General features: G+C 65.8%; 24 protein-coding genes. 14 read left to right on the forward strand and 10 right to left on the reverse strand.

Annotated elements, in window-relative coordinates:
* Positions 1-2: 2 nt before the first annotated feature.
* Positions 3-1,979: a DNA topoisomerase IV subunit B gene (locus tag AC3ANW_RS15320; protein ID WP_488341706.1), complete on the reverse strand. Its 1,977-nt coding sequence runs from the start codon at positions 1,977-1,979 to the stop codon at positions 3-5.
* A gap of 151 nt (positions 1,980-2,130) precedes the next feature.
* Between AC3ANW_RS15320 and AC3ANW_RS15325 the strand changes: the two genes are divergently transcribed.
* The 4 genes from AC3ANW_RS15325 (at position 2,131) to AC3ANW_RS15340 (ending at position 5,686) form a co-directional block, all read left to right on the forward strand.
* Positions 2,131-2,736, forward strand: a complete 606-nt coding sequence (locus tag AC3ANW_RS15325) for a class I SAM-dependent methyltransferase (RefSeq protein WP_488341707.1) — start codon at positions 2,131-2,133, stop codon at positions 2,734-2,736.
* Positions 2,737-2,788: 52 nt separating this feature from the next.
* A complete protein-coding gene (dapA, locus tag AC3ANW_RS15330; RefSeq protein ID WP_488341708.1) occupies positions 2,789-3,685 on the forward strand; it encodes a 4-hydroxy-tetrahydrodipicolinate synthase in 897 nt (298 codons plus the stop codon).
* A gap of 82 nt (positions 3,686-3,767) precedes the next feature.
* Positions 3,768-4,895 (forward strand): NlpB/DapX family lipoprotein, encoded by a 1,128-nt coding sequence (bamC, locus tag AC3ANW_RS15335; RefSeq protein WP_488341709.1) that lies wholly within the window; start codon positions 3,768-3,770, stop codon positions 4,893-4,895.
* Positions 4,896-4,909: 14 nt separating this feature from the next.
* On the forward strand, positions 4,910-5,686 hold the full coding sequence (locus AC3ANW_RS15340; RefSeq protein ID WP_488341710.1) for an MBL fold metallo-hydrolase: 777 nt from the start codon (positions 4,910-4,912) through the stop codon (positions 5,684-5,686).
* Positions 5,687-5,762: 76 nt separating this feature from the next.
* Here the strand turns inward: AC3ANW_RS15340 and AC3ANW_RS15345 are convergent, their stop codons facing one another.
* Both AC3ANW_RS15345 and AC3ANW_RS15350 read right to left on the reverse strand, forming a co-directional pair.
* Positions 5,763-6,113, reverse strand: a complete 351-nt coding sequence (locus AC3ANW_RS15345) for a hypothetical protein (protein ID WP_488341711.1) — start codon at positions 6,111-6,113, stop codon at positions 5,763-5,765.
* A gap of 185 nt (positions 6,114-6,298) precedes the next feature.
* Positions 6,299-7,450 carry a JmjC domain-containing protein gene (locus AC3ANW_RS15350; protein WP_488341712.1) on the reverse strand — a complete coding sequence of 384 codons (1,152 nt, stop codon included), beginning with the start codon at positions 7,448-7,450 and terminating at the stop codon, positions 6,299-6,301.
* 36 nt (positions 7,451-7,486) lie between these two features.
* Between AC3ANW_RS15350 and AC3ANW_RS15355 the strand changes: the two genes are divergently transcribed.
* Positions 7,487-8,011: an FKBP-type peptidyl-prolyl cis-trans isomerase gene (locus AC3ANW_RS15355; RefSeq protein ID WP_488341713.1), complete on the forward strand. Its 525-nt coding sequence runs from the start codon at positions 7,487-7,489 to the stop codon at positions 8,009-8,011.
* Positions 8,012-8,068: 57 nt separating this feature from the next.
* On the opposite strand, the gene AC3ANW_RS15360 is transcribed toward AC3ANW_RS15355, so the two are convergent.
* The 4 genes from AC3ANW_RS15360 to AC3ANW_RS15375 all read right to left on the reverse strand — a co-directional run bounded on the left by AC3ANW_RS15360 (position 8,069) and on the right by AC3ANW_RS15375 (position 11,653).
* Entirely contained in the window at positions 8,069-8,596 is a 528-nt protein-coding gene (locus AC3ANW_RS15360) for an outer membrane lipoprotein (protein ID WP_488341714.1), read from the reverse strand.
* A 192-nt stretch (positions 8,597-8,788) separates the two neighbouring features.
* Entirely contained in the window at positions 8,789-9,250 is a 462-nt protein-coding gene (gene dut / locus AC3ANW_RS15365) for a dUTP diphosphatase (RefSeq protein ID WP_488341715.1), read from the reverse strand.
* A 53-nt stretch (positions 9,251-9,303) separates the two neighbouring features.
* A complete protein-coding gene (gene gudD, locus AC3ANW_RS15370) occupies positions 9,304-10,638 on the reverse strand; it encodes a glucarate dehydratase (protein WP_488341716.1) in 1,335 nt (444 codons plus the stop codon).
* Positions 10,639-10,681: 43 nt separating this feature from the next.
* Positions 10,682-11,653 carry a Bug family tripartite tricarboxylate transporter substrate binding protein gene (locus AC3ANW_RS15375; protein WP_488341717.1) on the reverse strand — a complete coding sequence of 324 codons (972 nt, stop codon included), beginning with the start codon at positions 11,651-11,653 and terminating at the stop codon, positions 10,682-10,684.
* A gap of 115 nt (positions 11,654-11,768) precedes the next feature.
* On the opposite strand from AC3ANW_RS15375, the gene AC3ANW_RS15380 reads away from it, so the two are divergent.
* Positions 11,769-12,812: a LacI family DNA-binding transcriptional regulator gene (locus tag AC3ANW_RS15380; RefSeq protein WP_488341718.1), complete on the forward strand. Its 1,044-nt coding sequence runs from the start codon at positions 11,769-11,771 to the stop codon at positions 12,810-12,812.
* A 20-nt stretch (positions 12,813-12,832) separates the two neighbouring features.
* Here AC3ANW_RS15380 and coaBC read toward each other — a convergent pair whose 3' ends face one another.
* Entirely contained in the window at positions 12,833-14,062 is a 1,230-nt protein-coding gene (gene coaBC / locus AC3ANW_RS15385) for a bifunctional phosphopantothenoylcysteine decarboxylase/phosphopantothenate--cysteine ligase CoaBC (protein ID WP_488341719.1), read from the reverse strand.
* A 134-nt stretch (positions 14,063-14,196) separates the two neighbouring features.
* On the opposite strand from coaBC, the gene pyrG reads away from it, so the two are divergent.
* From pyrG to AC3ANW_RS15415, 6 genes are all read left to right on the forward strand, one after another.
* A complete protein-coding gene (pyrG, locus tag AC3ANW_RS15390; RefSeq protein ID WP_488341720.1) occupies positions 14,197-15,885 on the forward strand; it encodes a CTP synthase in 1,689 nt (562 codons plus the stop codon).
* The gene (kdsA, locus tag AC3ANW_RS15395) at positions 15,882-16,739 is read left to right on the forward strand and encodes a 3-deoxy-8-phosphooctulonate synthase (protein ID WP_488341721.1); all 858 of its coding nucleotides are present in this window, start codon (positions 15,882-15,884) and stop codon (positions 16,737-16,739) included. Before pyrG ends, kdsA begins: the two co-directional genes overlap by 4 nt.
* A 64-nt stretch (positions 16,740-16,803) precedes the next feature.
* Entirely contained in the window at positions 16,804-18,087 is a 1,284-nt protein-coding gene (gene eno, locus AC3ANW_RS15400; RefSeq protein ID WP_488341722.1) for a phosphopyruvate hydratase, read from the forward strand.
* Positions 18,088-18,111: 24 nt separating this feature from the next.
* Positions 18,112-18,387 (forward strand): FtsB family cell division protein, encoded by a 276-nt coding sequence (locus AC3ANW_RS15405; protein ID WP_488341723.1) that lies wholly within the window; start codon positions 18,112-18,114, stop codon positions 18,385-18,387.
* A 25-nt stretch (positions 18,388-18,412) separates the two neighbouring features.
* Positions 18,413-19,036, forward strand: a complete 624-nt coding sequence (gene pnuC, locus AC3ANW_RS15410) for a nicotinamide riboside transporter PnuC (protein ID WP_488341724.1) — start codon at positions 18,413-18,415, stop codon at positions 19,034-19,036.
* Positions 18,988-19,665: an AAA family ATPase gene (locus AC3ANW_RS15415; RefSeq protein WP_488341725.1), complete on the forward strand. Its 678-nt coding sequence runs from the start codon at positions 18,988-18,990 to the stop codon at positions 19,663-19,665. Before pnuC ends, AC3ANW_RS15415 begins: the two co-directional genes overlap by 49 nt.
* Positions 19,666-19,684: 19 nt before the next feature.
* Here AC3ANW_RS15415 and hslO read toward each other — a convergent pair whose 3' ends face one another.
* Both hslO and AC3ANW_RS15425 read right to left on the reverse strand, forming a co-directional pair.
* Positions 19,685-20,671, reverse strand: a complete 987-nt coding sequence (hslO, locus tag AC3ANW_RS15420) for an Hsp33 family molecular chaperone HslO (RefSeq protein WP_488341726.1) — start codon at positions 20,669-20,671, stop codon at positions 19,685-19,687.
* A gap of 45 nt (positions 20,672-20,716) precedes the next feature.
* Positions 20,717-21,241: a gamma carbonic anhydrase family protein gene (locus AC3ANW_RS15425; protein WP_488341727.1), complete on the reverse strand. Its 525-nt coding sequence runs from the start codon at positions 21,239-21,241 to the stop codon at positions 20,717-20,719.
* A gap of 61 nt (positions 21,242-21,302) precedes the next feature.
* Between AC3ANW_RS15425 and AC3ANW_RS15430 the strand changes: the two genes are divergently transcribed.
* Entirely contained in the window at positions 21,303-22,112 is an 810-nt protein-coding gene (locus tag AC3ANW_RS15430) for a ferritin-like domain-containing protein (protein WP_488341728.1), read from the forward strand.
* A 69-nt stretch (positions 22,113-22,181) separates the two neighbouring features.
* A complete protein-coding gene (locus tag AC3ANW_RS15435) occupies positions 22,182-23,414 on the forward strand; it encodes an EAL and HDOD domain-containing protein (protein WP_488341729.1) in 1,233 nt (410 codons plus the stop codon).
* Positions 23,415-23,440 lie beyond the last annotated feature (26 nt).

Consider the following 23,440-nt stretch of genomic DNA (forward strand, 5'->3'; position numbering starts at 1 on the left):
CCTCAGATGTCGACCTCGACTTCGTCGCCGTGCAGTTCCATCAGTTCCCGGCGGGCTGCGGCTTCGCCCTTGCCCATCAGCTTGGTGATGCGCTGTTCGGTCTGGCTGTTGTCGAGCAGGCCGAGCCGGACCGGCATCAGGCGACGGGTATCGGGGTTGAGTGTGGTTTCCCACAGCTGGCCAGCGCTCATTTCGCCGAGGCCCTTGAATCGGCTGATGCTCCAGGCACCTTCACGCACGCCGTCCTTGCGCAGCTTGTCGAGGATGGCGGTGAGTTCACCTTCGTCCAGCGCATACACCTTGGCGGCCGGCTTCTTGCCGCGCGCGGGCGCGTCGACGCGGTACAGCGGCGGGCGGGCCACATAGACGTGCCCAGTTTCGATCAGCTTGGGAAAATGGCGGAAGAACAGCGTCAGCAGCAGCACCTGGATATGCGAGCCGTCCACATCGGCATCGCTCAGGATGCAGACCCTGCCGTAGCGCAGGCCGGACAGGTCGGGGGTGTCGTTGGGGCCGTGGGGGTCGACACCGATGGCCACCGAGATGTCGTGGATTTCGGTATTGGCGAACAAGCGGTCGCGGTCGACTTCCCAGGTGTTGAGCACCTTGCCGCGTAGCGGCAGCACCGCCTGGCATTCCTTGTCGCGGCCCATCTTGGCACTGCCTCCGGCCGAATCGCCCTCGACCAGGAAGACTTCGTTGTGGGCGATGTCGCGGCTTTCGCAATCCGTCAGCTTGCCGGGCAGCACGGCCACGCCCGAACCGCGCCGTTTCTCGACCTTCTGGCCGGCTTTCTGCCGGCTCTGTGCCGCGCGGATGGCCAGTTCCGCCAGCTTCTTGCCGTATTCGACATGCTGGTGCAGCCACAGCTCAAGCGCCGGCCGCACGAAGGAGGACACCAGCCTCACCGCATCACGCGAGTTGAGGCGTTCCTTGATCTGGCCCTGGAACTGTGGGTCCAGCACCTTGGCCGACAACACATAACTCGCGCGGGCGAAGACGTCCTCGGGCATCAGCTTGACGCCCTTGGGCAGCAGCGCGTGCAGTTCGATGAACCCCTTGACTGCCGTGAACAGGCCGTCGCGCAGGCCGCTGTCGTGCGTGCCGCCGGCACTGGTGGGGATCAGGTTGACATAGCTCTCGCGGACCGGCGCGCCGTCTTCGGTGAACGCCACTGCCCAGGCCGCACCCTCGCCTTCGGCAAAGGTCTCGTTCTGTTTGTCCGCAAAACCGGCGCCTTCGAACACCGGGATCACCGGCTCGCCGTGCAGCGTCTGCAGCACGTAGTCGCGCAGTCCGCCCTTGTATTGCCAGGTCTGAATTTCGGCGGCGCCCTGGTGCTTTTCCTGCACCAGCGTCACCGACACACCCGGCATCAACACCGCCTTGCTGCGCAGCAGGTGCACCAGTTCGTTCTGCGGGAGGTTGGCCGATTCGAAATACTTGGGGTCGGGCCAGGCGCGCACCGTGGTGCCCTGCTTGCGGTCGCCCGCCGCCTGCTGGCGCACCGCCAGCGATTCGATGACGGAGCCGGCACTGAACACCAGCCGCGCCACCTTGCCCTCTCGCCACGAGGTCACCTCGAGCCGGGTCGCCAGCGCGTTGGTCACCGACACACCCACACCGTGCAGGCCGCCCGAGAAGCTGTAGGCACCGCCCTTGCCCTTGTCGAACTTGCCGCCGGCGTGCAGCCGGGTGAACACCAGTTCGATGACCGGCGCACCTTCTTCCGGATGCATGCCGAAGGGAATCCCCCGGCCGTCGTCTTCGACGCTCACCGAACCGTCGGCATGCTGGATGAGCCTGATCTTCCTGCCATGACCGGCCAGCGCCTCGTCGGCGGCGTTGTCGATCACCTCCTGGATGACATGCAGCGGGTTGTCGGTGCGGGTGTACATGCCCGGGCGCTGCTGGACCGGCTCCAGGCCCTTGAGGACGCGGATGGAGCCTTCGGAATATTCGCTGGGAGCAGTGGCCATGGGGGCAGACAGAGGTCGGGGGAAGGGTCGAATTGTAGTCAGGCCGCGAGAATCTCTGTACGTTTATCCAGTAGCCCGCTCGGCTCCGCATGAATCGGTGCCGGATCCGGCATCAGTGGCACCGCCCGGCTTCGCGCAAAATGCGTCCGCCATGCCCCTGCCACCCGACCCCGCTCCGATCCCGGAAACCACCCCGCCGTCCGACTGGGTGCGCCGGTGGGCACACCTGGTGCCGGCCGGCGCCACGCTGCTCGACGTGGCCTGCGGATCGGGCCGGCACCTGCGCTGGTTCGCGGCGCGCGGAGTCGATGTCACCGGCGTGGATCGCTCCCCTGATGCCGTCGCCGCTGCAAAGGCGGCGGGCACCGGCCTGCTGGCCGACCTGGAAGCCGACGCCTGGCCGCTGCCGGGCCGCCGCTTCGACGCGGTGCTGGTCACCAACTACCTGCACCGCCCGCTGCTGCCCGCCATCCTGGCCGCCGTGGCCCCCGGCGGCCTGCTGATCTATGAAACCTTCGCCCAGGGACAGGAGACGGTGGGCCGCCCGGCCCGCACCGAATTTCTGCTGGCACCCGGCGAACTGCTGGGCGCCTGCCGGGGGCTGCATGTCGTCGCCTACGAAGACGGCTGGCTACCGACACCGCGGCGCGTGCAGCGCATCGTCGCCCGGCGCGCTCCGGCAGACGGCGCACCCGCTGCCCCGGCACTGGAAGAAACTCTCACACCCCACACAGGGCCTTTACACCCGCGCGGCTAAAATCCCGCGTTTCCCTTCGCCCACTTACGGCCGCTTACGGCATTTCGCGAACATGAGCTCTACCTCAGCATCCTTGACGGGCAGCATCGTGGCACTGGTCACGCCCATGCACGAAGACGGCAGCGTCGACTACCCGGCGCTTCGCAAGCTGATCGACTGGCATATCGACGAAGGCACCGATTGCATCGGCGTGGTCGGCACCACCGGCGAATCGCCCACGGTCGACGTCGAGGAACACTGCGAAATCATCCGCGTGTCGGTCGAGCAGGCCAGGGGCCGCGTACCCATCATGGCTGGCTGCGGTGCCAACTCCACCCGTGAAGCCATCGAACTGGCGAAGTTTGCCAAGGGTGTCGGCGCCGACAGCCAGCTTCAGGTGGTGCCTTACTACAACCGGCCCACGCAAGAAGGCCAGTACCAGCATTTCAAGGCCATCGCCGAAGCCGTCGGCGACCTGCCGGTGGTGCTCTACAACGTACCCGGCCGCAGTGCTGCAGACATGTTGCACGACACCGTGCTGCGCCTCGCCCAGGTGCCCGGCATCGTCGGCATCAAGGAAGCGACCGGCAACATCGAGCGTGCGCAGTGGCTCATCCGCGACCTGCCCAAGGGTTTTGCCGTGTATTCTGGCGACGACCCGACCGCTGTCGCCCTGATGCTGTGCGGCGGACAGGGCAACATCAGCGTCACCGCCAACGTGGCGCCCCGCCTGATGCACCAGCTGTGTGTGGCCGCACTGGCCGGCGACATCCGCCGTGCCATGGAAATACAGTTCCAGCTGATGCCGCTGCACAAGCAGCTGTTCGTCGAAGCCAACCCGATCCCGGTGAAGTGGGCGATGCAGCGCCTGGGCCTCTGTGGTGGCACCATGCGCCTGCCCATGACACCGCTGTCTTCGGCCAATGAACCAGTCGTCGAACAGGCACTCAAAGCCTCCGGCCTGCTCTGAGACCTGGCATCACACACGCTGCGGCGGCACATTCCCTGCTCGCCCGGCGCATGATTTTTTCCGATCGAAAGAAGGATTTTCCGTGACCCGTTCTGTTACTCCGACCGTCGCGGCCGCGCGCCTGGCCTGTCTCGGCCTGGTGGTGGCCCTGTCGGCCTGCACCGTTTTCGACAACGAAAAGATCAACTACAAGAGCGCGAAGCGCGCCACCTCCACACTGGAAGTGCCGCCCGACCTGACGCAGCTCAGCCGCGATTCTCGGTATGTGGTGCCTGGCGGTACCGCCGTGTCGGCAGCCGGCTTCGAGGCCGCGCAGGCCCTTGCCTCGCCCGCCACCGCCGAAACCGCACCAAGCAGCCTGGGCGACGTGCGTATCGAACGCGACGGCAACACCCGCTGGCTGGTGATCAAACGGCCGGCCGACAAGCTGTGGGATCCGACCCGCGACTTCTGGGTGGACAGCGGTTTCCTGCTGACCATCGACCAGTCCAATCTGGGCATCATGGAAACCGACTGGGCCGAGAACCGCGCCAAGCTGCCGCAGGACTTCGTGCGCCAGACCATCGGCAAGCTGCTCGATTCGGTCTATTCCACCAGCGAACGGGACAAGTTCCGCACCCGCATGGAACGCCGCCCCGACGGCACCACAGAGATCTACATCAGCCATCGCGGCATGCAGGAGGTCTACACCTCGGCGAACAAGATGGAAGAGCGAACCGTGTGGCAGCCACGTCCGAGCGATCCGGAACTCGAAGCCGAAATGCTGCGCCGCCTGATGGTGAAGCTCGGCGGCGCCAACGAAGTGCAATCCAAGCAGCTGATCGCCGCCGCCGCGCCGCAGGTCACCTCCGCGCAGGTCACCAATGTCGGTGGCACGCCGGTCGTGCAGTTGAACGAACCCTTCGACCGCGCATGGCGCCGGGTCGGCCTGACGCTGGACCGCACCGGTTTCACCGTCGAAGACCGCGACCGCAGCCAGGGCGTGTATTTCGTGCGTTATGTCGCGCCGAATGCCGATCGCAAGGAACAGGGTTTCCTTGGCAAGATCTTCAACCGCAACCCGGACGCACAGGCACCGGTGCGCTACCGCATCGCCGTCAGGGGCGAAGGCAGCGGCACGACCGTCACGGTGCTGGGCGAAGGTGGTTCTCCGGCCGTCGCAGCCGATGCCAACCGGATCGTCAAGGTCATCGCGGACGACCTGAAGTAACTTCACAAGGCGCAATGCTCAGGTTCCGTAATCTCGGCAGTGGTAGTTCCGGCAACGCCACCTTGGTGGAAGGCAGCAGCGGCGCCGCCACCAGCCGCCTGCTGATCGATTGCGGCCTGGGTATCCGTACGCTGGAAAAACGGCTGGGCCTGGCGGGCCTGGGCTATGCCGACCTCGACGGCATCTTCATCACCCACGAACACTCCGACCACATCGGCTGCGCGCAGGCGCTGGCGGTGCGACACCGGATCCCCGTGTGGATGAGCGAAGGCACTTTTGCCGCCATCGGCGCGCCAGATTTCGACGGCCTGCTGAACGTGGTGCACGACCTGCAGACGGTGGCGCTGGGCGGTTTCGAGTTCCGGCCCTTCACGGTGCCTCACGATGCGCGCGAGCCGCTGCAATTGCGCTGCTCGGACGGTGCCCGCCACCTGGGCGTACTCACCGATCTCGGCCACGCCAGCGGACATGTGCTGGCGCAGCTGCAGGGCTGCCATGCGCTGATGCTGGAATCCAACCACGATCCCGAACTGCTGGCCCAGTCGCGCTATCCGGACTTCCTAAAACGCCGGGTCAGCGGGCGTTTCGGCCATTTGGCCAATGCCGCTGCCGCAGCAGTGGCCGGTGCGCTGCGGCACGACGGCCTGAACTGCGTGGTGGCGGCCCACCTGAGCGAACGAAACAACCGTCCCGACCTGGCCCGGGCCGGGCTCTCCGCCGCGCTCGGCTGGCAGGCGGAACAGATCATCGTGGCGGATCCGACGCACGGAACCGGCTGGCTGGCGGTCTGAAACGGCCGGTGTCTTCGCCATGAAAAAAGCCACCTCAGGAAGGTGGCTTTCCTTTGCCCCGAAGGGTCGGCGGAAATTACTTCTTGGCGGCTTCGGCAGCAGCGTCGGCAGCTTTCTTGGCAGCGTCGTTGGCATCCGAGGTGCCGTTGCCCGTGGTGGTGCTCGGGGTGGTTGCTGCACCAGCGCCGGTGGTCGGTGAAGCCGTGCCGGTTGTCGCATCGGCACCGGTTGCAGGTGTGCCGGACATCGCGCCGCCGGCGGCAGGTGCCGCATCGGTGGAAGGAGCCGGTGCCGGTGCCGGAACGGCTGCCGGTGCCTCGACAGGAGCCGGAGCGGGAACCGGAGCCGGAGCCACTTCTTCCTTCTTGCCGCAGGCGACGAGGGCGGTGGTGGCGACGAGGGTCGCGAGAACGAGGTACTTCTTCATATCGATGCTTCCTTTGGATGGATTCAATAGTCGAACGATGGCACCCGCCGCACGGCTTGTAGTCAGTAGGTGTAAATGCCCGCGCGGCCGGCTGATGGATAGGTACCAGCCGAAACGATTATAGGAACCGCATCCGCGCATGCCCTGCTGCATTCACATGCGTTTGCAAAACCGGATTGCCGGGCTCAATGGTTGTGTGCCCAGCCTGCAACGCACCACGAGCGCAGGAGGGAACGCGCGTCTTCGCTGGCATTGGCCAGCGCGTCGTCGCCCAGGGCGCGGCGGTCAGCCAGTTCGCGCATCAGGCGGGCGTCCCGCCCGGCGGCGCGGTAACTTTCACCGTTGATGAAGATGTGGCGCTCGTCGTAGAGCATGCGGGTGCGACGGTCCAGGCGCAGCCGGGTCAACGGGATGTCGTCCTCTTCCTCGTTGAAACCTTCGATCTCGTCGAACCATACGTTGGCTTTGGGTTCAGTGAGGTATTCGCCCAGGGCGCGCGGCAGCGCATCGCGGTCCTGCAGCAAGCGTGCGACCGCGGCTTCGGCGAAGTCGCGCAGGCCTTGCGGCACGGCTCCGGGATTTTCTACCGCGGGTGTCGCGGCATCGGAATAGAGCTTGCTCTCAACTTCTTCGTCCACCGCGTCCTGCGCCAGGCGCTCCAGCATCTCCTGCGCCATTTCGTCGCGGCGCGGCGCCCGAAAACCGATGGAGCATGTGATGCAGTCACCGCCCACCGCCACGCCTTCATGGGCGTAACGCGGCGGCAGGTAGAGCATGTCGCCGGGCTCCAGGATGAATTCCTGCTCGGGCTCGAAATCGGCCAATATCTTCAGCGGCATGCCTTCTCGCAAAGCCAGGTTCTTCTGCCGGCCGATACGCCAGCGACGCCGGCCGGACGTCTGCAGCAGGAACACGTCGTAGCTATCGAAATGCGGCCCGACGCCGCCGCCATCGCTGGCGTAGCTGACCATCAGGTCGTCCAGGCGGGCACCCGGCACGAAACGGAACTGGTTCAGCAAGCCGTGCGCCGCGTCGTCGTGCAAGTCCACGCCTTGCACCAGCAGCGTCCAGTCGGGCTGGGTCAGCGCCGGCAAGGCACGACGTCCCACCGGGCCGGAACGCATGCTCCAGTCGCCGGCCTTCTGGACGATCAGGCGGGACTCGACGTTTTCGTCCGCCGCCAGCGCGAACAGGCGGGCGCGGGACGGCGTGGCAGGCAGCTCGGAAGCCGGAATCGCCTGGCGCACCAGCAGCGGTTTTCGCTGCCAGTGGCGTTGCATGAATGTCTGGGCAGAAAGCCCGCCCAACAGGGCAAGAGGCGTTTGAATGTCGGTCATGGAGATCAGTCGGTCGAACTGCGACAATTCTCACCTATGGAAATCACCCCGCAATGTGTGGTCGCGCTGACCTGGCGCCTGACCGATACCCTGGGCGAAGAACTCGATGTTCTCGAAAGCCCCGTCGAATTTCTGCTGGGCGGCGGCGACCTGCTCGAAAAGATCGAGGAAGCCCTGCAAGGCCACAAGGTCGGCGACACGCTCGACCTGCACCTGGAACCAGAACAGGCTTTCGGCGACTACGACGACCAGAAGCTGTTCCTGGAGCCGCGCACCCGGTTTCCGGCCGAGATCGAGGAAGGCATGACATTCGATGGAACCGCCCTGCCCGCCGGCATGGACCCGATGCCGCCGCCGGAGCTGCTCTACAGCGTCACCGACATATACCCCGAACACGTGGTGCTGGACGGCAACCATCCGCTGGCCGGCATCGCCTTGCGGATTCACCTGACGGTGGAAGCCGTGCGCGAGGCTACCGAGGACGAAATCGGCAGTGGCACCGCCGGCACCGGTTTCTTCAAGGTGCAGCCGGCAACGCCGGGCGGCACTCTGCTGCACTAGCCTTGAAAACACAAAGGGCTGCCGAAAGGCAGCCCTTGTTGCGTGACGCAATGGATGTCACATGCGCTGCAGCTGGTTGTTCTGGATACGGACGCGGTCGCCGATGCGCAGGTCGCCCGGCGACGGCACGTCAAAGCTGCGCACGCCGCCGTGCTCGACCTCGACAGACACCCGGTAGGTCTGCACGATCGGGCCACGCTGGTTGCCTTCGAGTGCATTGCCGGCGACGGCACCACCGATGACACCGGCACCGGTAGCCAGGGCACGACCACCACCATGGCCGATCTGGTTACCGACCACGGCACCCAGCACGCCGCCGATGATGGCGCCGGCACCCGACGGTGCCCGTCGGGCTTCGGATTGCAGGACCTCGATGTTGGCGACACGGCCGAACTCGGTGTAGGCCTGCGGTTGCACGTAACCTTGCGGCGCTTGCTGATAGACCGGAGCCTGGCGGTAGACAGGTGCCTGCTGGTAGACGGGGGCGGGTTGAGCGTTGTAGTACGGATCGACAGCGCAAGCCGTGAGGGCGAGAACGCTGGCCGAGGCGGCCGTGATGGCAAGGGTGCGATAGATGTTTTTCATGACTTGCTCCTGGATGGGATGACCCCTGGCGCACTGCGCCGAATCTCTAGGTCGGATTAGGCCCCTGGCAGAAGGTTCACCCGCCTGGGCGAAAACGCTTTCTGCCGTCGGATGCTCAACGCAGCCATGGTAGGAGTCGGCCGACACGAAATCTGCAAAGTTGCGCAAAGATCGGTGACGGCCAGGCAAACCTCAGGTCTTGCCGGTGCTGCCGAATCCGCCCGTACCGCGTTCGGTCACCGTCGAGAATTCGTCCACCATCTGCAGCGCCACCTGGACGACGGGCTGGAACATCAGTTGCGCGATGCGTTCGCCGGGCTGGATCAGGTAGGCCGACTCGCTGTCGTTGGCCAGGATGACGCCGATCTCGCCGTGGTAATCGGCGTCGATGACACCGATACCCTGGGCCACTCGCACACCGTGCTTGAGCGACAGACCCGAGCGCGAGGCGACGATGGCGACCAGGCCGGGGTCCATCATGTTGATGGCGATGCCGGTCTTCACCAGCAGGCGGCTGCCGGCGGCCAGGGTGACCGGCTCGGCGATGCAGGCCCGGAGATCCATCGCGGCGGCGCCGTCGGTGGCATAGGACGGCGGTTCGATGGACGCCCCCAGCAGGGGGTTCACGATGCGGGTTTCGATTCGTCTGAGCATTTCTGGTTCGTCTGTTGGATTCGGCCGGGGTTTATACCGCCCCGGCCGACCGTTCAGCGCACCAGGCAGGGACGTTTGTTGTCGAACTTCCAGTCGGGCACCAGGTACTGCATGGCCGATGCGTCGTCACGCGCGCCCAGGCCGTGCGCCAGGTACAGCCGATGCGCCTTTTCCACCGCGTCCATGTCGAGGTCGATGCCCAGGCCCGGCTTGACCGGCACCTTCACGTAGCCGCCTTCGATCTGCAGCGGCGCCTTGGTCAGGTACTGGCCGTCCTGCCAGATCCAGTGGGTGTCGATGGCGGTGACCTTGCCCGGCGCGGCAGCTGCCACGTGCGTGAACATGGCCAGCGAGACGTCGAAATGGTTGTTGGAATGCGAACCCCAGGTCAGGCCCCAGGCCTGGCACAGCTGAGCAACCCGCACCGAGCCCTGCATGGTCCAGAAATGCGGATCGGCCAGCGGGATGTCGACGGATTGCAGCGACAGGCTGTGCACCATCTCGCGCCAATCGGTGGCCACCATGTTGGTGGCCGTCGGCAGGCCGGTGGCGCGGCGGAATTCGGCCATCACCTCCCGTCCCGAGAACACACCTTCGGCACCGCACGGGTCTTCTGCATATGCCATCACGCCGTGCAGGTCGCGGGTGATGCGGATGGCGTCCTTCAGCAGCCAGCCGCCGTTGGGGTCCAGGGTGACGCGGGCGTCGGGGAAACGTTCGTGCAGGGCGCGGATCGCCTCGACCTCTTCCTCGCCGCGCAGCACGCCGCCCTTCAGCTTGAAATCGGTGAAACCGTAGCGTGCGTGCGATGCCTCGGCCAGCCTGACGATGGCTTCGGGCGTCATGGCCTCTTCGCGGCGCAGGCGGTACCAGTCGTTGTCGGCGTCCGGTTCGGCCAGATAGGCCAGGTCGGTCTTGTTGCGGTCGCCCACGTAGAACAGGTAACCCAGCATCTGCACCGCATCGCGCTGCTGGCCTTCGCCGAGCAGCGCGGCTACCGGCACGTCCAGGTGCTGGCCCAGCAGGTCGAGCAGCGCTGCCTCGGCAGCCGTCACGGCATGGATGGCGACCCGCAGGTCGAAGGTCTGCTGGCCGCGACCGCCGGTGTCGCGGCCGGCGAATTCCCGGCGCATGGCGTTCAGCACCGACTGGTAGGCGCCGATGGACTTGCCGACGATCAGGCCGCGGGCGTCTTCCAGCGTCTGCCGGATCTTTTCGCCGCCCGGCACCTCACCCACGCCGGTGTTGCCGGCACTGTCGGTCAGCACCAGCAGGTTGCGGGTGAAGAACGGGCCGTGTGCGCCGCTCAGGTTGAGCAGCATGCTGTCGTGGCCGGCGACGGGAATCACGCGCAGGGCGGTGACGACGGGAGTGTGTTGGGTAGTCATGGCTTCAATTTTCCACGGAGATGAATACGGTGACCCGGCCGGATCAGTCGGCGCTGATGTTGCGGGTCTTGATCAAGTCCTTCCAGCGGACCCATTCACGGGCCTGGAAGGCGGTGAATTCCGCCGGGTTGCTGCCGACGATCTCCAGGCCCTGCTCCACCATGCGTTTCTTGACGGCCGGGTCGTTGATCGCGGCAATGGCGGCAGCGGCGATCTTTTCCTTCACGGCCGGCGGCAGGCCCCTGGGCGCGGCGAGGCCCTGCCACGAATACACCTCGGCGCCCTTCACGCCGGCTTCGGCCAGCGTGGGCACGTCGGGCAGCACCGGGGAGCGTTTGTCGCCGGTCACCGCCAGCGCACGGAGCTTGCCGGCGCGGATTTGCTGCAGCACCGCGTTGACGTTCTGGAAGGAATAGGAAACCTGGTTGCCCAGCAGGTCGTTGACCGCCGGCGCGCCGCCCTTGTAGGGCACATGCAGACCTTCGGTGCCGGTCTGCAGCCAGAAGACCTCGGCCGACAGGTGGTCGCTGGAACCGTTGCCCGAACTGGCGAAACTCACCTTGCCGGGATTGGCCTTCAACTCGGCGATGACGTCGGCCACGTTGCGCGCCTTCTGCGCCGGGCTGGCCACGAGCACGTTGGGCGCCTGCACGGGAACGCTGAGGTAATCGAAGTCCCGGGTGGCGTCATACGGCACGCTGGCCACCAGGTGCGGCGTGACCACGAAAGCGCCCAGCGACGACACCAGCAGGGTGTAGCCGTCCGGGGCGGCGCGTTTCACCAGGCCGGCGCCGATGGTGCCGGTGGCGCCGGGACGGTTGTCGACCAGGAAGGTCTGGCCGAACTTCGCCTGCATCTCGGTCGCCAGCGCGCGGGCCACCATGTCGGTGGAACCGCCCGCCGGGAACGGCACGACGATGGTGACGGTCTTCTCGGGCCAGCCGGTTTGCGCCTGGATGCTGCCCGCCGCCATCGCCAAAGTGGAGAAAGCCAGTGCAGCAAAAATCTTTTTCATCTTGTCTCCTTGCAGCGTTATCGTTAACAAACCATTTTGCGGCGATTGTTAACGTAAACAATTTAAGCTTCATTGGTGGAAACCCCTGTGCTTCGTGCCCACTAGACTAAGACGCATGGCGCTAGCAGAACCCCCGGCCGACAACACGAAAACCACCGAAGACCGCGGACGGACTTCGGTCACGCTGCGCGACGTGGCCCGGCTGGCCGGCGTTTCGATGATGACCGTCTCTCGCGCCATCAACACTCCCGGACAAGTCAGCGACGGTACCCGGCAACGGGTGGCCGAGGCGGTCAGGACGTTGGGTTACGTGCCCAACCTGATGGCCAACAACCTGCGTTCGTCGCGCAGCTACCTGGTGACGGCGCTGGTGCCGACCATGAGCGGTTCCCTGTTCAGCCAGATGGTGAGCTCACTGACCACCGCGCTCGAGGATCGAGGCTACCAGCTGATGGTCGGCCAGAGCGGTTACGCCCATTCGCGTGAAGACGACCTGCTGCAGGCCATCGTCGGACGACGGCCCGACGGCATCGTGCTGACCGGCATCCTGCATTCGCCTGAAGGACGCCGCATGCTGACCGCTTCGGGCATTCCGGTGGTCGAGACCTGGGACACCACGGAGGAGCCGATCGACATGCTGATCGGGCTGTCGCACGACGCAATCGGCGAAGCGGTCTGCCAATATCTTTTCGAGCGCGGAAAACGCCGGCTGGCACTGCTGTGCGGCGACGACACCCGGGCCCGCAAACGCCATGCCGGTTTTGTCCGGGCCGCCACGGCACTGGGGCTGGACGAGCCGCTGATCCACTTCGTGCCCTCGCCCACCACCCATGCGCTGGGACGCCAGGGCCTGCAGTCGCTGCGGGAGATCGACCCGCGCATCGACGCGGTGTTCTGCAGCTCGGACATGATGGCCGCAGGCGTGATGACCGAGGCCATTTCCGCCGGCCTGAAGGTGCCGGATCAGCTGGCGGTGGTCGGTTTCGGCGACCTGGAATTCGCCGCCAGCATGTCGCCCGCCATGACCTCGGTGCGGATCGACGGCGGCGGCATCGGCACGACGGCGGCAGCCATGATCGCTACGCGCGCCGATGGGCGGCAGGTCGACCGGAAGATCGTCGATATCGGGTTTTCCATCGTCAGCCGAGACAGCGCCTGAGGCCTCCGACGCGCCCGGTTTCAGACAGCGGCGCGGACCCGCCGGCCGATCTCGGCGACCAGCTTGCGTGCCAGCACCAGCTTGGGTGCACGCTCCAGCGATTGGGCCCCGTTGGCGTCCACCAGCAACAGTTCGTTGTCGTCGCGGCCGAAAGCGGTCGGGCCGATGTTGGCCACCAGCAGCGGAATGCCCTTGCGCTGGCGTTTGGCGGTGGCGTTGACCAGCAGGTCGTGGCTTTCGGCGGCAAAACCGACGCAGTACAACTCGCCTGAACGGGCACGAGGGCCTTGCGCCACTGTCGCCAGGATGTCGGGGTTCTCGACGAACTGCAACGTCGGCGGCTGGCCGTCGGTGGTCTTCTTGATCTTGCGTTCGCTGGCTTCTGCCGGGCGCCAGTCGGCCACTGCGGCGGCCGCGATGAAGACGGTGGCGGCATCCACCGCGGCCAGGGTCGCCGCCAGCATCTGCTGGCCTGACTGCACGTCGACCCGCCGCACTCCACGCGGCGTGGGCAGGGACACCGGGCCGGCGATCAGCGTGACCAGCGCACCGGCTTCGGCCGCGGCACGGGCTACCGCGAAACCCATCTTGCCGGACGAATGGTTGGTGATGCCGCGTACCGGGTCGATGGCCTCGAAGGTCGGGCCGGCGGTCACCAGCACATGCTGGCCGGCGAGCGGTTTGGGTTGCAGGAAGGCGATCAGTCCTTCGACGATGTCGGCCGGCTCCAGCATGCGGCCGTCACCGGTTTCGCCGCAGGCCTGCGAACCGTTGCCGACGCCCAGCGACACCGCACCATCGGCCTGCACCTGCGCCAGGTTGCGCTGCAGCGCCGGATGGGTCCACATCTCGCGGTTCATGGCGGGCGCCAGCAGCAGCGGCACCCGTTCGACCGGCCGCGCCAGGCAGAGCAGGCTCAGCAGTTCGTCGGTGCGGCCCTGCGCCAGGCGGGAAATGAAGTCGGCGCTGCACGGAGCCAGCAGGATCGCGTCTGCCTCGCGCCCCAGGTGGATGTGCGGCATGCCGTCCGGCGTGCGGCCGACGGAGCCTTCTTCCCATTGCGATTCCGCCACCGGCCGGCCCGACAAGGCCTGCATGGTCACCGGCGTGATGAACCGGGCCGCGCCTTCGGTCATGACCACCTGGACCGTGGCGCCCGACTTGACCAGCAGGCGGCAAAGTTCGGCCGATTTGTAGCAGGCGATGCCGCCGGTCAGGCCGAGCACGATGTGTTTGCCGGAGAGATCCATGGACTTGGGGGCCTGTGGCCTACGTAGGGAGCGCGCAATGTAGCAGAGGCCCGGGAGCGGCGCGGGACATGCCGGCCGGCCTTCTATAATCCCCGTTTACCACCTCCCGGGAAGCTCGACGTTCCCGATTCGACATGACCAAATTCGTCTTCGTCACCGGCGGTGTGGTGTCCTCCCTGGGCAAGGGAATCGCCTCAGCCTCCCTTGCAGCGATTCTCGAATCACGCGGCCTGAAGGTCACGCTGATCAAGCTCGACCCGTACATCAACGTGGATCCGGGCACCATGTCGCCCTTCCAGCACGGCGAAGTGTTCGTCACCGACGACGGCGCCGAGACCGATCTGGACCTGGGCCACTATGAGCGTTTCATCGAAACGCGCATGAAGCGCACCAACAACTTCACCACCGGCCGCATCTACCAGTCGGTGCTCGAGAAAGAGCGCCGCGGCGACTATCTCGGCAAGACCGTGCAGGTGATCCCGCACGTCACCAACGAGATCCAGGAATACATCAAGCGCGGCGCCGGCATGGGCACCGCCGATGCGGTCGATGTGGCCATCGTCGAGATCGGCGGAACGGTCGGCGACATCGAGTCGCTGCCCTTCCTCGAAGCCGTCCGCCAGATGAGCCTGCGCATGGGCCCGAACAACGCGGCCTTCGTGCACCTGACCTACGTGCCGTGGATCGCCGCCGCCGGCGAGCTCAAGACCAAGCCCACCCAGCACACGGTGCAGAAGCTGCGCGAGATCGGCATCCAGCCCGACGCCCTGCTGTGCCGCGCCGACCGCCGCATTCCGGACGACGAACGCGAAAAGATCTCGCTGTTCACCAACGTGCCCGAGTGGGGTGTCATCTCCATGTGGGACGTCGCCACCATCTACCGCGTACCACGCATGCTGCACGAACAGGGCCTGGACGGCCTCATCTGCGACAAGCTGCGCCTGAACACGCCGCCGACCTCGCTGCGCCGCTGGGACGAACTGGTCTTCGAGACCGAGAACCCGCAGCACGAAGTCTCCATCGCCATGGTGGGCAAATATGTCGACCTGTCCGACAGCTACAAGTCGCTGAACGAGGCGCTGCGCCATGCCGGCCTGAAGAACCATGCCAAGGTCAAGATCGAGTACATCGACTCCGAGACCATCAATCCGGAAAACGTCGCCAGCCTCGGCCAGTACGACGCGGTGCTGGTGCCGGGCGGCTTCGGCCAGCGCGGTGTCGAAGGCAAGATCGTCGCCGCACGTTATGCCCGCGAACACCAGACGCCCTACCTGGGCATCTGCCTGGGCATGCAGGTCGCGACCATCGAATACGCCCGCCACGTGGCCGGCCTGGTGCATGCCAACAGCACCGAGTTCGTCGCCGACACACCCGAACCCGTCATCGCGCTCATCACCGAGTGGAAGGACGAGGACGGCACCATCAAGACCCGCAATGCGTCGTCCGACCTGGGCGGCACCATGCGCCTGGGCGCGCAAAGCTCCGACGTCGCCAAGGGCACGCTGGCCCATGCGATCTACGGAGATGTCGTCACCGAACGCCATCGCCACCGCTACGAAGCCAACGTCAACTACCTCGACCAGTTGCGCAAGGCCGGCCTGGTGATCTCTGCGCTGACGCAACGCGAGCAGCTGACCGAAATCGTCGAATTGCCGCGTGAAGTGCATCCCTGGTACATCGGCGTGCAGTTCCACCCCGAATTCAAGTCCACGCCCTGGGACGGCCACCCGCTGTTCAACGCCTTCATCAAGGCCGCGCTGCAGCACAAGAGCCAGGCACCGCGCAGCACCGAACTGCCCGCCAACACGGAAACCGTCGCATGAAACTCTGTGGTTTCGACATCGGCCTCGACAAGCCGTTCTTCCTGATCGCAGGTCCCTGCGTCATCGAGTCCGAGCAGTTGCAGATGGATGTCGCCGGACAGCTGAAGGAAATGACCGCCGCGCTGGACATTCCCTTCATCTTCAAGAGCAGCTTCGACAAGGCCAACCGGTCTTCGGGCAGCACCTTCCGCGGCCCCGGCCGCGAAAAAGGCCTGGAGATCCTGGCCAAGGTGCGGCGTGAACTCAACGTGCCGGTGCTGACCGACGTGCACACCGAAGAAGACATCGTCGAAGCCGCCAAGGTGGTCGATGTGCTCCAGACGCCCGCCTTCCTGTGCCGCCAGACCGACTTCATCCGCGCCGTGGCGCAGTCGGGCAGACCGGTCAACATCAAGAAAGGCCAGTTCCTCGCGCCGCACGACATGAAGAACGTCATCGACAAGGCCCGCGCCGCCGCCCGTGACGCCGGCCTGCCCGAAGACAATTTCATGGCATGCGAACGCGGTGCCAGCTTCGGCTACAACAACCTGGTGAGCGACATGCGTTCCCTGGCGATCATGCGCGAGACCGCCGCCCCGGTGGTCTTCGATGCCACCCACTCGGTGCAGTTGCCCGGCGGCCAGGGCACCAGCTCCGGCGGCCAGCGCGAAATGGTGCCGGTGCTGGCGCGTGCAGCCGTTGCGGTCGGTGTCGCGGGTCTCTTCATGGAGACCCATCCCGACCCGGCCAACGCCATGTCGGACGGCCCCAACGCCGTGCCGCTCAAACACATGAAGGCCCTGCTGGAAACCCTGGTCGCCCTCGACCGCGTGACCAAACGGAACCCCTTCCTCGAAAACGATTTTTCCGCCTGATCCCTTCTTGAATCGGACGTGCGCAGGCGGCCGGTTTTTTAGCATCGCAAAGAAAGAGAAACTCATGAGTGCAATCGTTGACATCGTCGGGCGCGAAGTGCTCGACAGCCGGGGCAACCCAACCGTCGAATGCGACGTGTTGCTGGAATCCGGCGTCATGGGCCGTGCGGCCGTTCCGTCGGGCGCCTCCACCGGCAGCCGCGAAGCCATCGAACTGCGCGACGGCGACAAGAGCCGTTACCTGGGCAAGGGCGTGCTGAAGGCCGTCGAACACATCAACACCGAAATCTCCGAAGCGGTGCTGGGCCTGGATGCTTCCGAACAGGCCTTCCTGGACAAGACCCTGATCGACCTGGACGGAACCGACAACAAGAGCCGCCTGGGCGCAAACGCCATGCTGGCGGTTTCGATGGCGGTGGCCCGCGCCGCAGCCGAGGAATCCGGCATGCCGCTGTACCGCTACTTCGGCGGCATGGGTGGCATGCAGCTGCCGGTGCCGATGATGAACGTCATCAACGGTGGCGCCCACGCCAACAATTCCCTGGACATCCAGGAATTCATGATCGTGCCGGTCGGCGCACCCAGCTTCCGTGAAGCCGTGCGTTACGGCGCCGAAATCTTCCACGCCCTGAAGAAGATCATCAACGACCGCGGCATGAGCACCGCGGTAGGCGACGAAGGCGGTTTCGCACCGACCATCGGCAGCCATGAAGAAGCCATCGTGCTCATCCTGGAAGCCATCGAAAAAGCCGGTTACGTGGCGGGCGAGCAGGTCGTGCTGGCGCTGGACTGCGCCGCCAGCGAGTTCTACAAGGACGGCCACTACGTGCTGGCCGGCGAGAACCTCACGCTGACCGCCGCCCAGTGGACCGACATGCTGGCCACCTGGTGCGACAAGTACCCCATCATCTCCATCGAGGACGGCATGGCCGAAGGCGACTGGGACGGCTGGAAACACCTGACCGAACGCCTGGGCAAGAAGATCCAGCTGGTGGGCGACGACCTGTTCGTCACCAACACCAAGATCTTCAAGGAAGGCATCGACAAGGGCATCGGCAACTCGATCCTGATCAAGATCAACCAGATCGGCACCCTGACCGAAACCTTCGCCGCCATCGAGATGGCCAAGCGCGCCGGCTACACCGCCGTCATCAGCCACCGCTCCGGCGAGACCGAGGACAGCACCATCGCCGACATCGCCGTGGGCACCAACGCCGGCCAGATCAAGACCGGCTCGCTGTCGCGTTCGGACCGTATCGCCAAGTACAACCAGCTGCTGCGCATTGAGGAAGACCTGGGCGAAATCGCCGTTTACCCCGGTCGCGCTGCGTTTTACAACCTCAAGTAAACGTCGAGCAGGCGCCCCCTGGCCATGGTCAATCGCATCGTCCCCGCAGTACTCATCGTGGTGCTGGGGGCGCTGCACGCCCAGATGTGGCTGGGGCGGGGCAGCGTGCCGCAGGTCAAGCAGCTGCGCGCACGCATCGCCGAGCAGCAGGCGGCCAACGCGCAGTCGCAGCGGGTGAACGAGCGGCTGACGTCCGAGGTCAACGACTTGCAGGAAGGCCTCGACATGGTCGAGGAAAAGGCGCGCAACGAACTCGGCATGGTGCGACCCAACGAGATCTACGTGCAGATCACCAAATAGTCGGCGGGCGCGCCGCTCGCCTTGCATGAACGACTTTCTTTTCGCCACCGCATTTACCCTCTGGGGCGCGCCCACCAGCTGGGCCGAAGCCGTGGCCGTGGTGCTGGCATTGGCCATGGTGTGGATGAACATCCGCGAACGCCATTGGGGCTGGCCGCTGGCCATCGTCAGCTCCATCCTCTATTTCTTCATCTTCCAGCGCAGCCGCCTCTACGGTGATGCCTCGCTGCAGGTTCTTTTCGTGGTGCTGGCCGGCTGGGGTTGGGCCAAGTGGTTGAGTGGTCGCAGGGCGGACGGCTCGCCCCTCGTCGTCACGCGCCTGAGTGCGCGCGGCCGGCTGACTGCCATTGCCGCATGGGCCTTGCTGTGGCCCGCGACGGGTTTCTTTTTGCTGCACTTCACCGATACCGATGTGCCCTGGTGGGACGCCTTCCCCACGGCCGGAAGCCTGGTCGGCCAATATCTTCTGGCCCGCAAGTACAGCGAGAACTGGCTGGCCTGGCTGGGCGTCAACGTGGTCGGTGCCGGCCTGTATGCCTACAAGGGCTTGGGGATCACCGCCCTGCTCTATGCCCTGTTCGCGGCGTTGAGTGTTGCCGGATGGCGGGCCTGGCAGCGGCAGCTGGCGACGGCACCCCGGCCCGCATGAGACCGGTGGCCATCGCATTGCTCGGCGCGGAAAGCACCGGCAAGACGACCCTCGCCAACGCGCTGGCCCAGGCGTTGCGCGACGTGGGCAGACACGTGGTGCTGCTGCCCGAATACCTGCGCGAATGGTGCGACCGCGAAGGCCGGGTTCCGCAAGCGCAGGAACAATTGCATATCGCCCATGAGCAGGCGCGCCGGGTGGACGCGGTGCAGGACGCCGATGTCGTCATCGCAGACACCACGCCGGTGCTGACCGCCGTTTACAGCGACAAGTTGTTCGGCGACGGGTCGATCTACCCTTTCGCGCTGGAACATCAGACCCGTTATGCCGCGACCCTGCTCACCGGACTCGACCTGCCCTGGGTGGCGGACGGCCTGCAGCGCGACGGCCCGCATCTGCGTTCGACCATCGACGCAGGCGTGCGGACGGCACTGGCCGGTGCGGGCCTGGGCTGGCGGGTGGTGTACGGCGACGGCGACAGCCGGCTGGCATCGGCCCTGTCAGGCCTGGGAGCCCTGTCGTTCGGCGCCGCCCCGCCACTGCCCAGGGCGGCAACGGCCCGCTGGCAGTGCCTGAACTGCGACGACGCAGAATGCGAGCATCGCCTTTTCAGCAGGCTCAAGGGCTGATCGCCCGAGCTGAAGCGCCTTACTGAACCGAGCCGCTGCCCGGCACCAGTTCGACCGGGTCGGTGAATATCGTGGCCGTATCCACCGGATCGAAACGGTATTGCTGGCCGCAGAACTCGCAGCCGACCTCGATCTCGCCCCGCTCGGCCAGGATCTCCTGTGCTTCGCCCAGGCCCAGGCCGCGGATCATGCCGGCCACCCGTTCCCGGCTGCAGGTACACGAAAAACGGGGGCCGCCCGCGCCGTCTTCCGGTGCGAAACGCAGCACCTTCTCCTCCCAGAACAGTCGCCGCAGAATCGTGTCCACATCCAGCGTCAGCAACTCTTCGCGTTTCAGGCTGTTGGCCAGCAGCGAGATGCGGTTGTAGTCCTCGTTCCGGCCGATCTCGTCTTCGTTTTCCTTGCTGACCAGGCTGCCGGCCAGGTTGCCCTCGCCCTTCACCGGCATGCGCTGGATCAGCAGGCCGCAGGCGACCTTCTCGTCGGCCGCCAGCACCAGCGTCGTGTCCAGTTGCTCGCTCTGCAGCATGTAGTGCTGCAGCACCTCCGACAGCTTGTCGATGGGTTCGCCCTTGTCGTCGAACAGGGGTACGACGCCCTGATAAGGCTGCTGGCCCGGAAACTTGGTCTTGGGGTCGAGGGTGATGGCGCAACGGCCCTGGTTGTTCTGGTTGACCATGTCGCCCAGGCGGGCGCCCGCCGGCACCTCGCCCATGACCGAAGCAGTGGCCCGCACGCCCAGGTCGGCCTGCACCTCGGCGACCGCCAGCTTGACCGGGCCGTTGCCGAAGATCTGCAGGATGAGCGCACCGTTGAACTTGATGCTCGAATGCATCAGCACACCGGCAGCGAGCATCTCGCCCAGCAGTTCGGCCACCGGTTGCGGATAGGCTCCGCCGGTGTTGGACCCGCGGCGGCGCAGCGCCTCGGCCCAGGCGTCCGTCAGGCGGACGATGGCTCCGCGCACTGGCAGGCCGTCGAAGATGAAACGATGTAATTCAGACACGCTGGGCTAACTGGGGATGGGTTCTAAAAATGGAAGGGCGCGGCATCAGTCGATGCGTCGCAGACCCTTGTCAAACCGGGCTGCATTGACGACATAACCCGGCGCACTGCGCGCCAGGCCGGCCAGCTGCTCGGCGCTGAGTTGGCGAACGGCGACGGCAGGCGAGCCGACGATCATGGAGCCGTCGGCGAATGTCTTGCGTTCGGTGACCAGCGACCTGGCGCCGACGAGGCACCTTTCGCCGATTTGCGCATGGTTGAGGATGACCGACCCGATGCCGATCAGCGAACCCGCGCCGATGGTGCAGCCATGCAGCATCACCAAGTGACCGATGGTGACGTTTTCGCCGATGTTCAGCGGCACGCCTTCGTCGGTATGCAGCACGCTGTTGTCCTGCACGTTGGAGCCACGGCCCACGGTGATGGTGGCGTTGTCGCCCCGCAGCACGGCGCCGAACCAGACGCTGGCGCCGTCTTCCAGCACCACGTCGCCGATGACCTGGGCGTTGTCGGCCACCCAGGCGGTGGGCGATATGCGCGGACTGACGCCGTCGAGTTCGTAGATGGCCATGTCATGTTCGGTTTTCGCTGGGAAGCTTTTATTTTAGGGGCGGCTTCTAGAATCCCGGCCCATGGAGATTCGTCAACGCGCGCTCGACGCCCTTTGTTTGGCCGACCCGGCCGAAAAGGCGGCCGCGGCCACGGCCCTGCACCGGGACTTCGAGCGGCTGGCGCTGGCCGACCACGCTCCCGTCGCGCCCGCCGACCCCGACGCCCTGCCCGGCCGACCGGTCCGCCCCGCATTGCTGCCGCACACCGAAGTGGCGCGGCGCTCACCCGCCACGCCGCTGGGTCGGGCGGTGCTGATGCATGCGGTGGCGCATATCGAACTGAATGCCATCAACCTCGCGCTGGACGCGGTTTGGCGTTTCGACGGCATGCCCCCGGACTATTACCGCGACTGGGTGCGGGTGGCGGCCGAGGAAGCCCATCACTTCACCCTGCTGCGCAATCACTTGAAGGCGCAGGGCCACGACTACGGCGACTTTCCGGCGCACCAGGGTTTGTGGACCATGTGCGAACGCACCGCCCACGACGTGGTCGCCCGCATGGCGCTGGTGCCGCGCACCCTGGAAGCGCGCGGCCTGGACGCCACGCCGCCGATGCAGAACAAGCTGCGCAACACGCATGCCGCCGACGCGCTGGCCGCGGTGGCCATCCTGGATGTGATCCTGCGCGATGAAATCGGCCATGTGGCCATCGGCAACCGCTGGTACCGCTGGCTGTGCGACCGTGACGGGCTGGAGCCTGTCGCCCACTATCGGCAGCTGACCCGACGGCACCATGCACCCCGGCCCAAGCCGCCGCTCAACCTGGAAGCCCGGCTGCTGGCGGGGTTCACCGAGGAAGAACTAGCGGCGGCCACCATCGACGCGCCGTGACTGTCGCCTGAAGCCTCCTAGAATGGCTGCTGCTCTCACGACCGCCACGACCAGCACGTCCCGCACGCCATGACCCAAGCCAGCACCGACACTCCGTCCGCCATCATCGCCCGGCAAGCCATCGTCAATTCCGAACGCGCGGTGGTGGGCTACGAACTGTTCGACCGGTCGCACGGCAGCGGGCTGCACACCGCAGCGAGCGATGTCACCTTGATCTTCAACGCGCTGTCGCATGCCGGCACCGAAGAAGTCATCGGCAAACTGCAGCTGTTCATCAACTGCACGCCCAGCAGCCTGGCCGGCGGTCACCTCGACCTGGTGCAGCCAGAAAAATTCACACTCGAAATCCCGCCTGTCGAAGACGCCGATGCATCGCTCATCGAAGGCCGCACGCCGGTGCTGACCTCGCTGCGCGAACGTGGCTTCCAGCTGGCCTTCGAACCTTCGGTGCTGGAAGACGCCTACCAGCCCTGGATCGGCCTGGCCGACTACATCAAGTTCGACCTGAGCGCCCTGCCAGCCGAACAACTCAAGACGCTGGTGCGCCGCGCGCAGAACCTGCCGGGCGTCGATCTGGTGGCCGAAAAGGTCGAGACACCCGAACAGTTCGAAGCATGCAAGGCCATGGGCTTCGGTTTGTTCCAGGGTTACTGGTTCGCGCGGCCGTCGGTGGTCGCGACACGCCTCATCGCGCCCGGGCAGCTGGCGGCGGTCGAGCTGGTCAACCTGATCCGCCGCCAGGCCAGCACCGACGAGATCGAGCTGGTGCTGAAGAAAGACGCCGGCCTGGCCTTCAACCTGATGCGCCTCATCAACTCGGCCGGTTTCGGCATGCAGCGCGAAGTCACCTCGTTCCGCCATGCGGTGATGATCCTGGGCCTGAAAAAGCTGTTCCGCTGGGCCGCCCTGCTGCTGCTGGCATCCAAGAACGGCACTCCGCCGGCGGTCGGCAGCCTGGCCGTGGTGCGTGGCCGGCTGATGGAACTGCTGGTCGCCGAGCGGCTCGGCCCGGATGCCAACGAACATGCGTTCGTGGCGGGCATCTTCTCGATGCTGGACGTGATGCTGGGCATGCCGATGGAACAGGCGGTCAAGCTGCTGACGCTGCCCGACGAAGTGATCGAGGCCCTGCTGCACCGCACCGGCCCGCTGGGCACCTACCTGCGGCTGACCGAAGCCTGCGAGACCGGCGACGAAGAAGCCTTCCGCGAGTGCAGCGAAGCGCTGGGCCTGAGCAGCCAGGAAGTCAACTGGTCTCACCTGCAGGCCCTGGCATGGTCGGACGGCCTGCCCAACGACTGATTTAATTTTCCCTGAGCTTCCCGACG

This window comes from Xylophilus sp. PBN-3R, assembly GCF_057747805.1.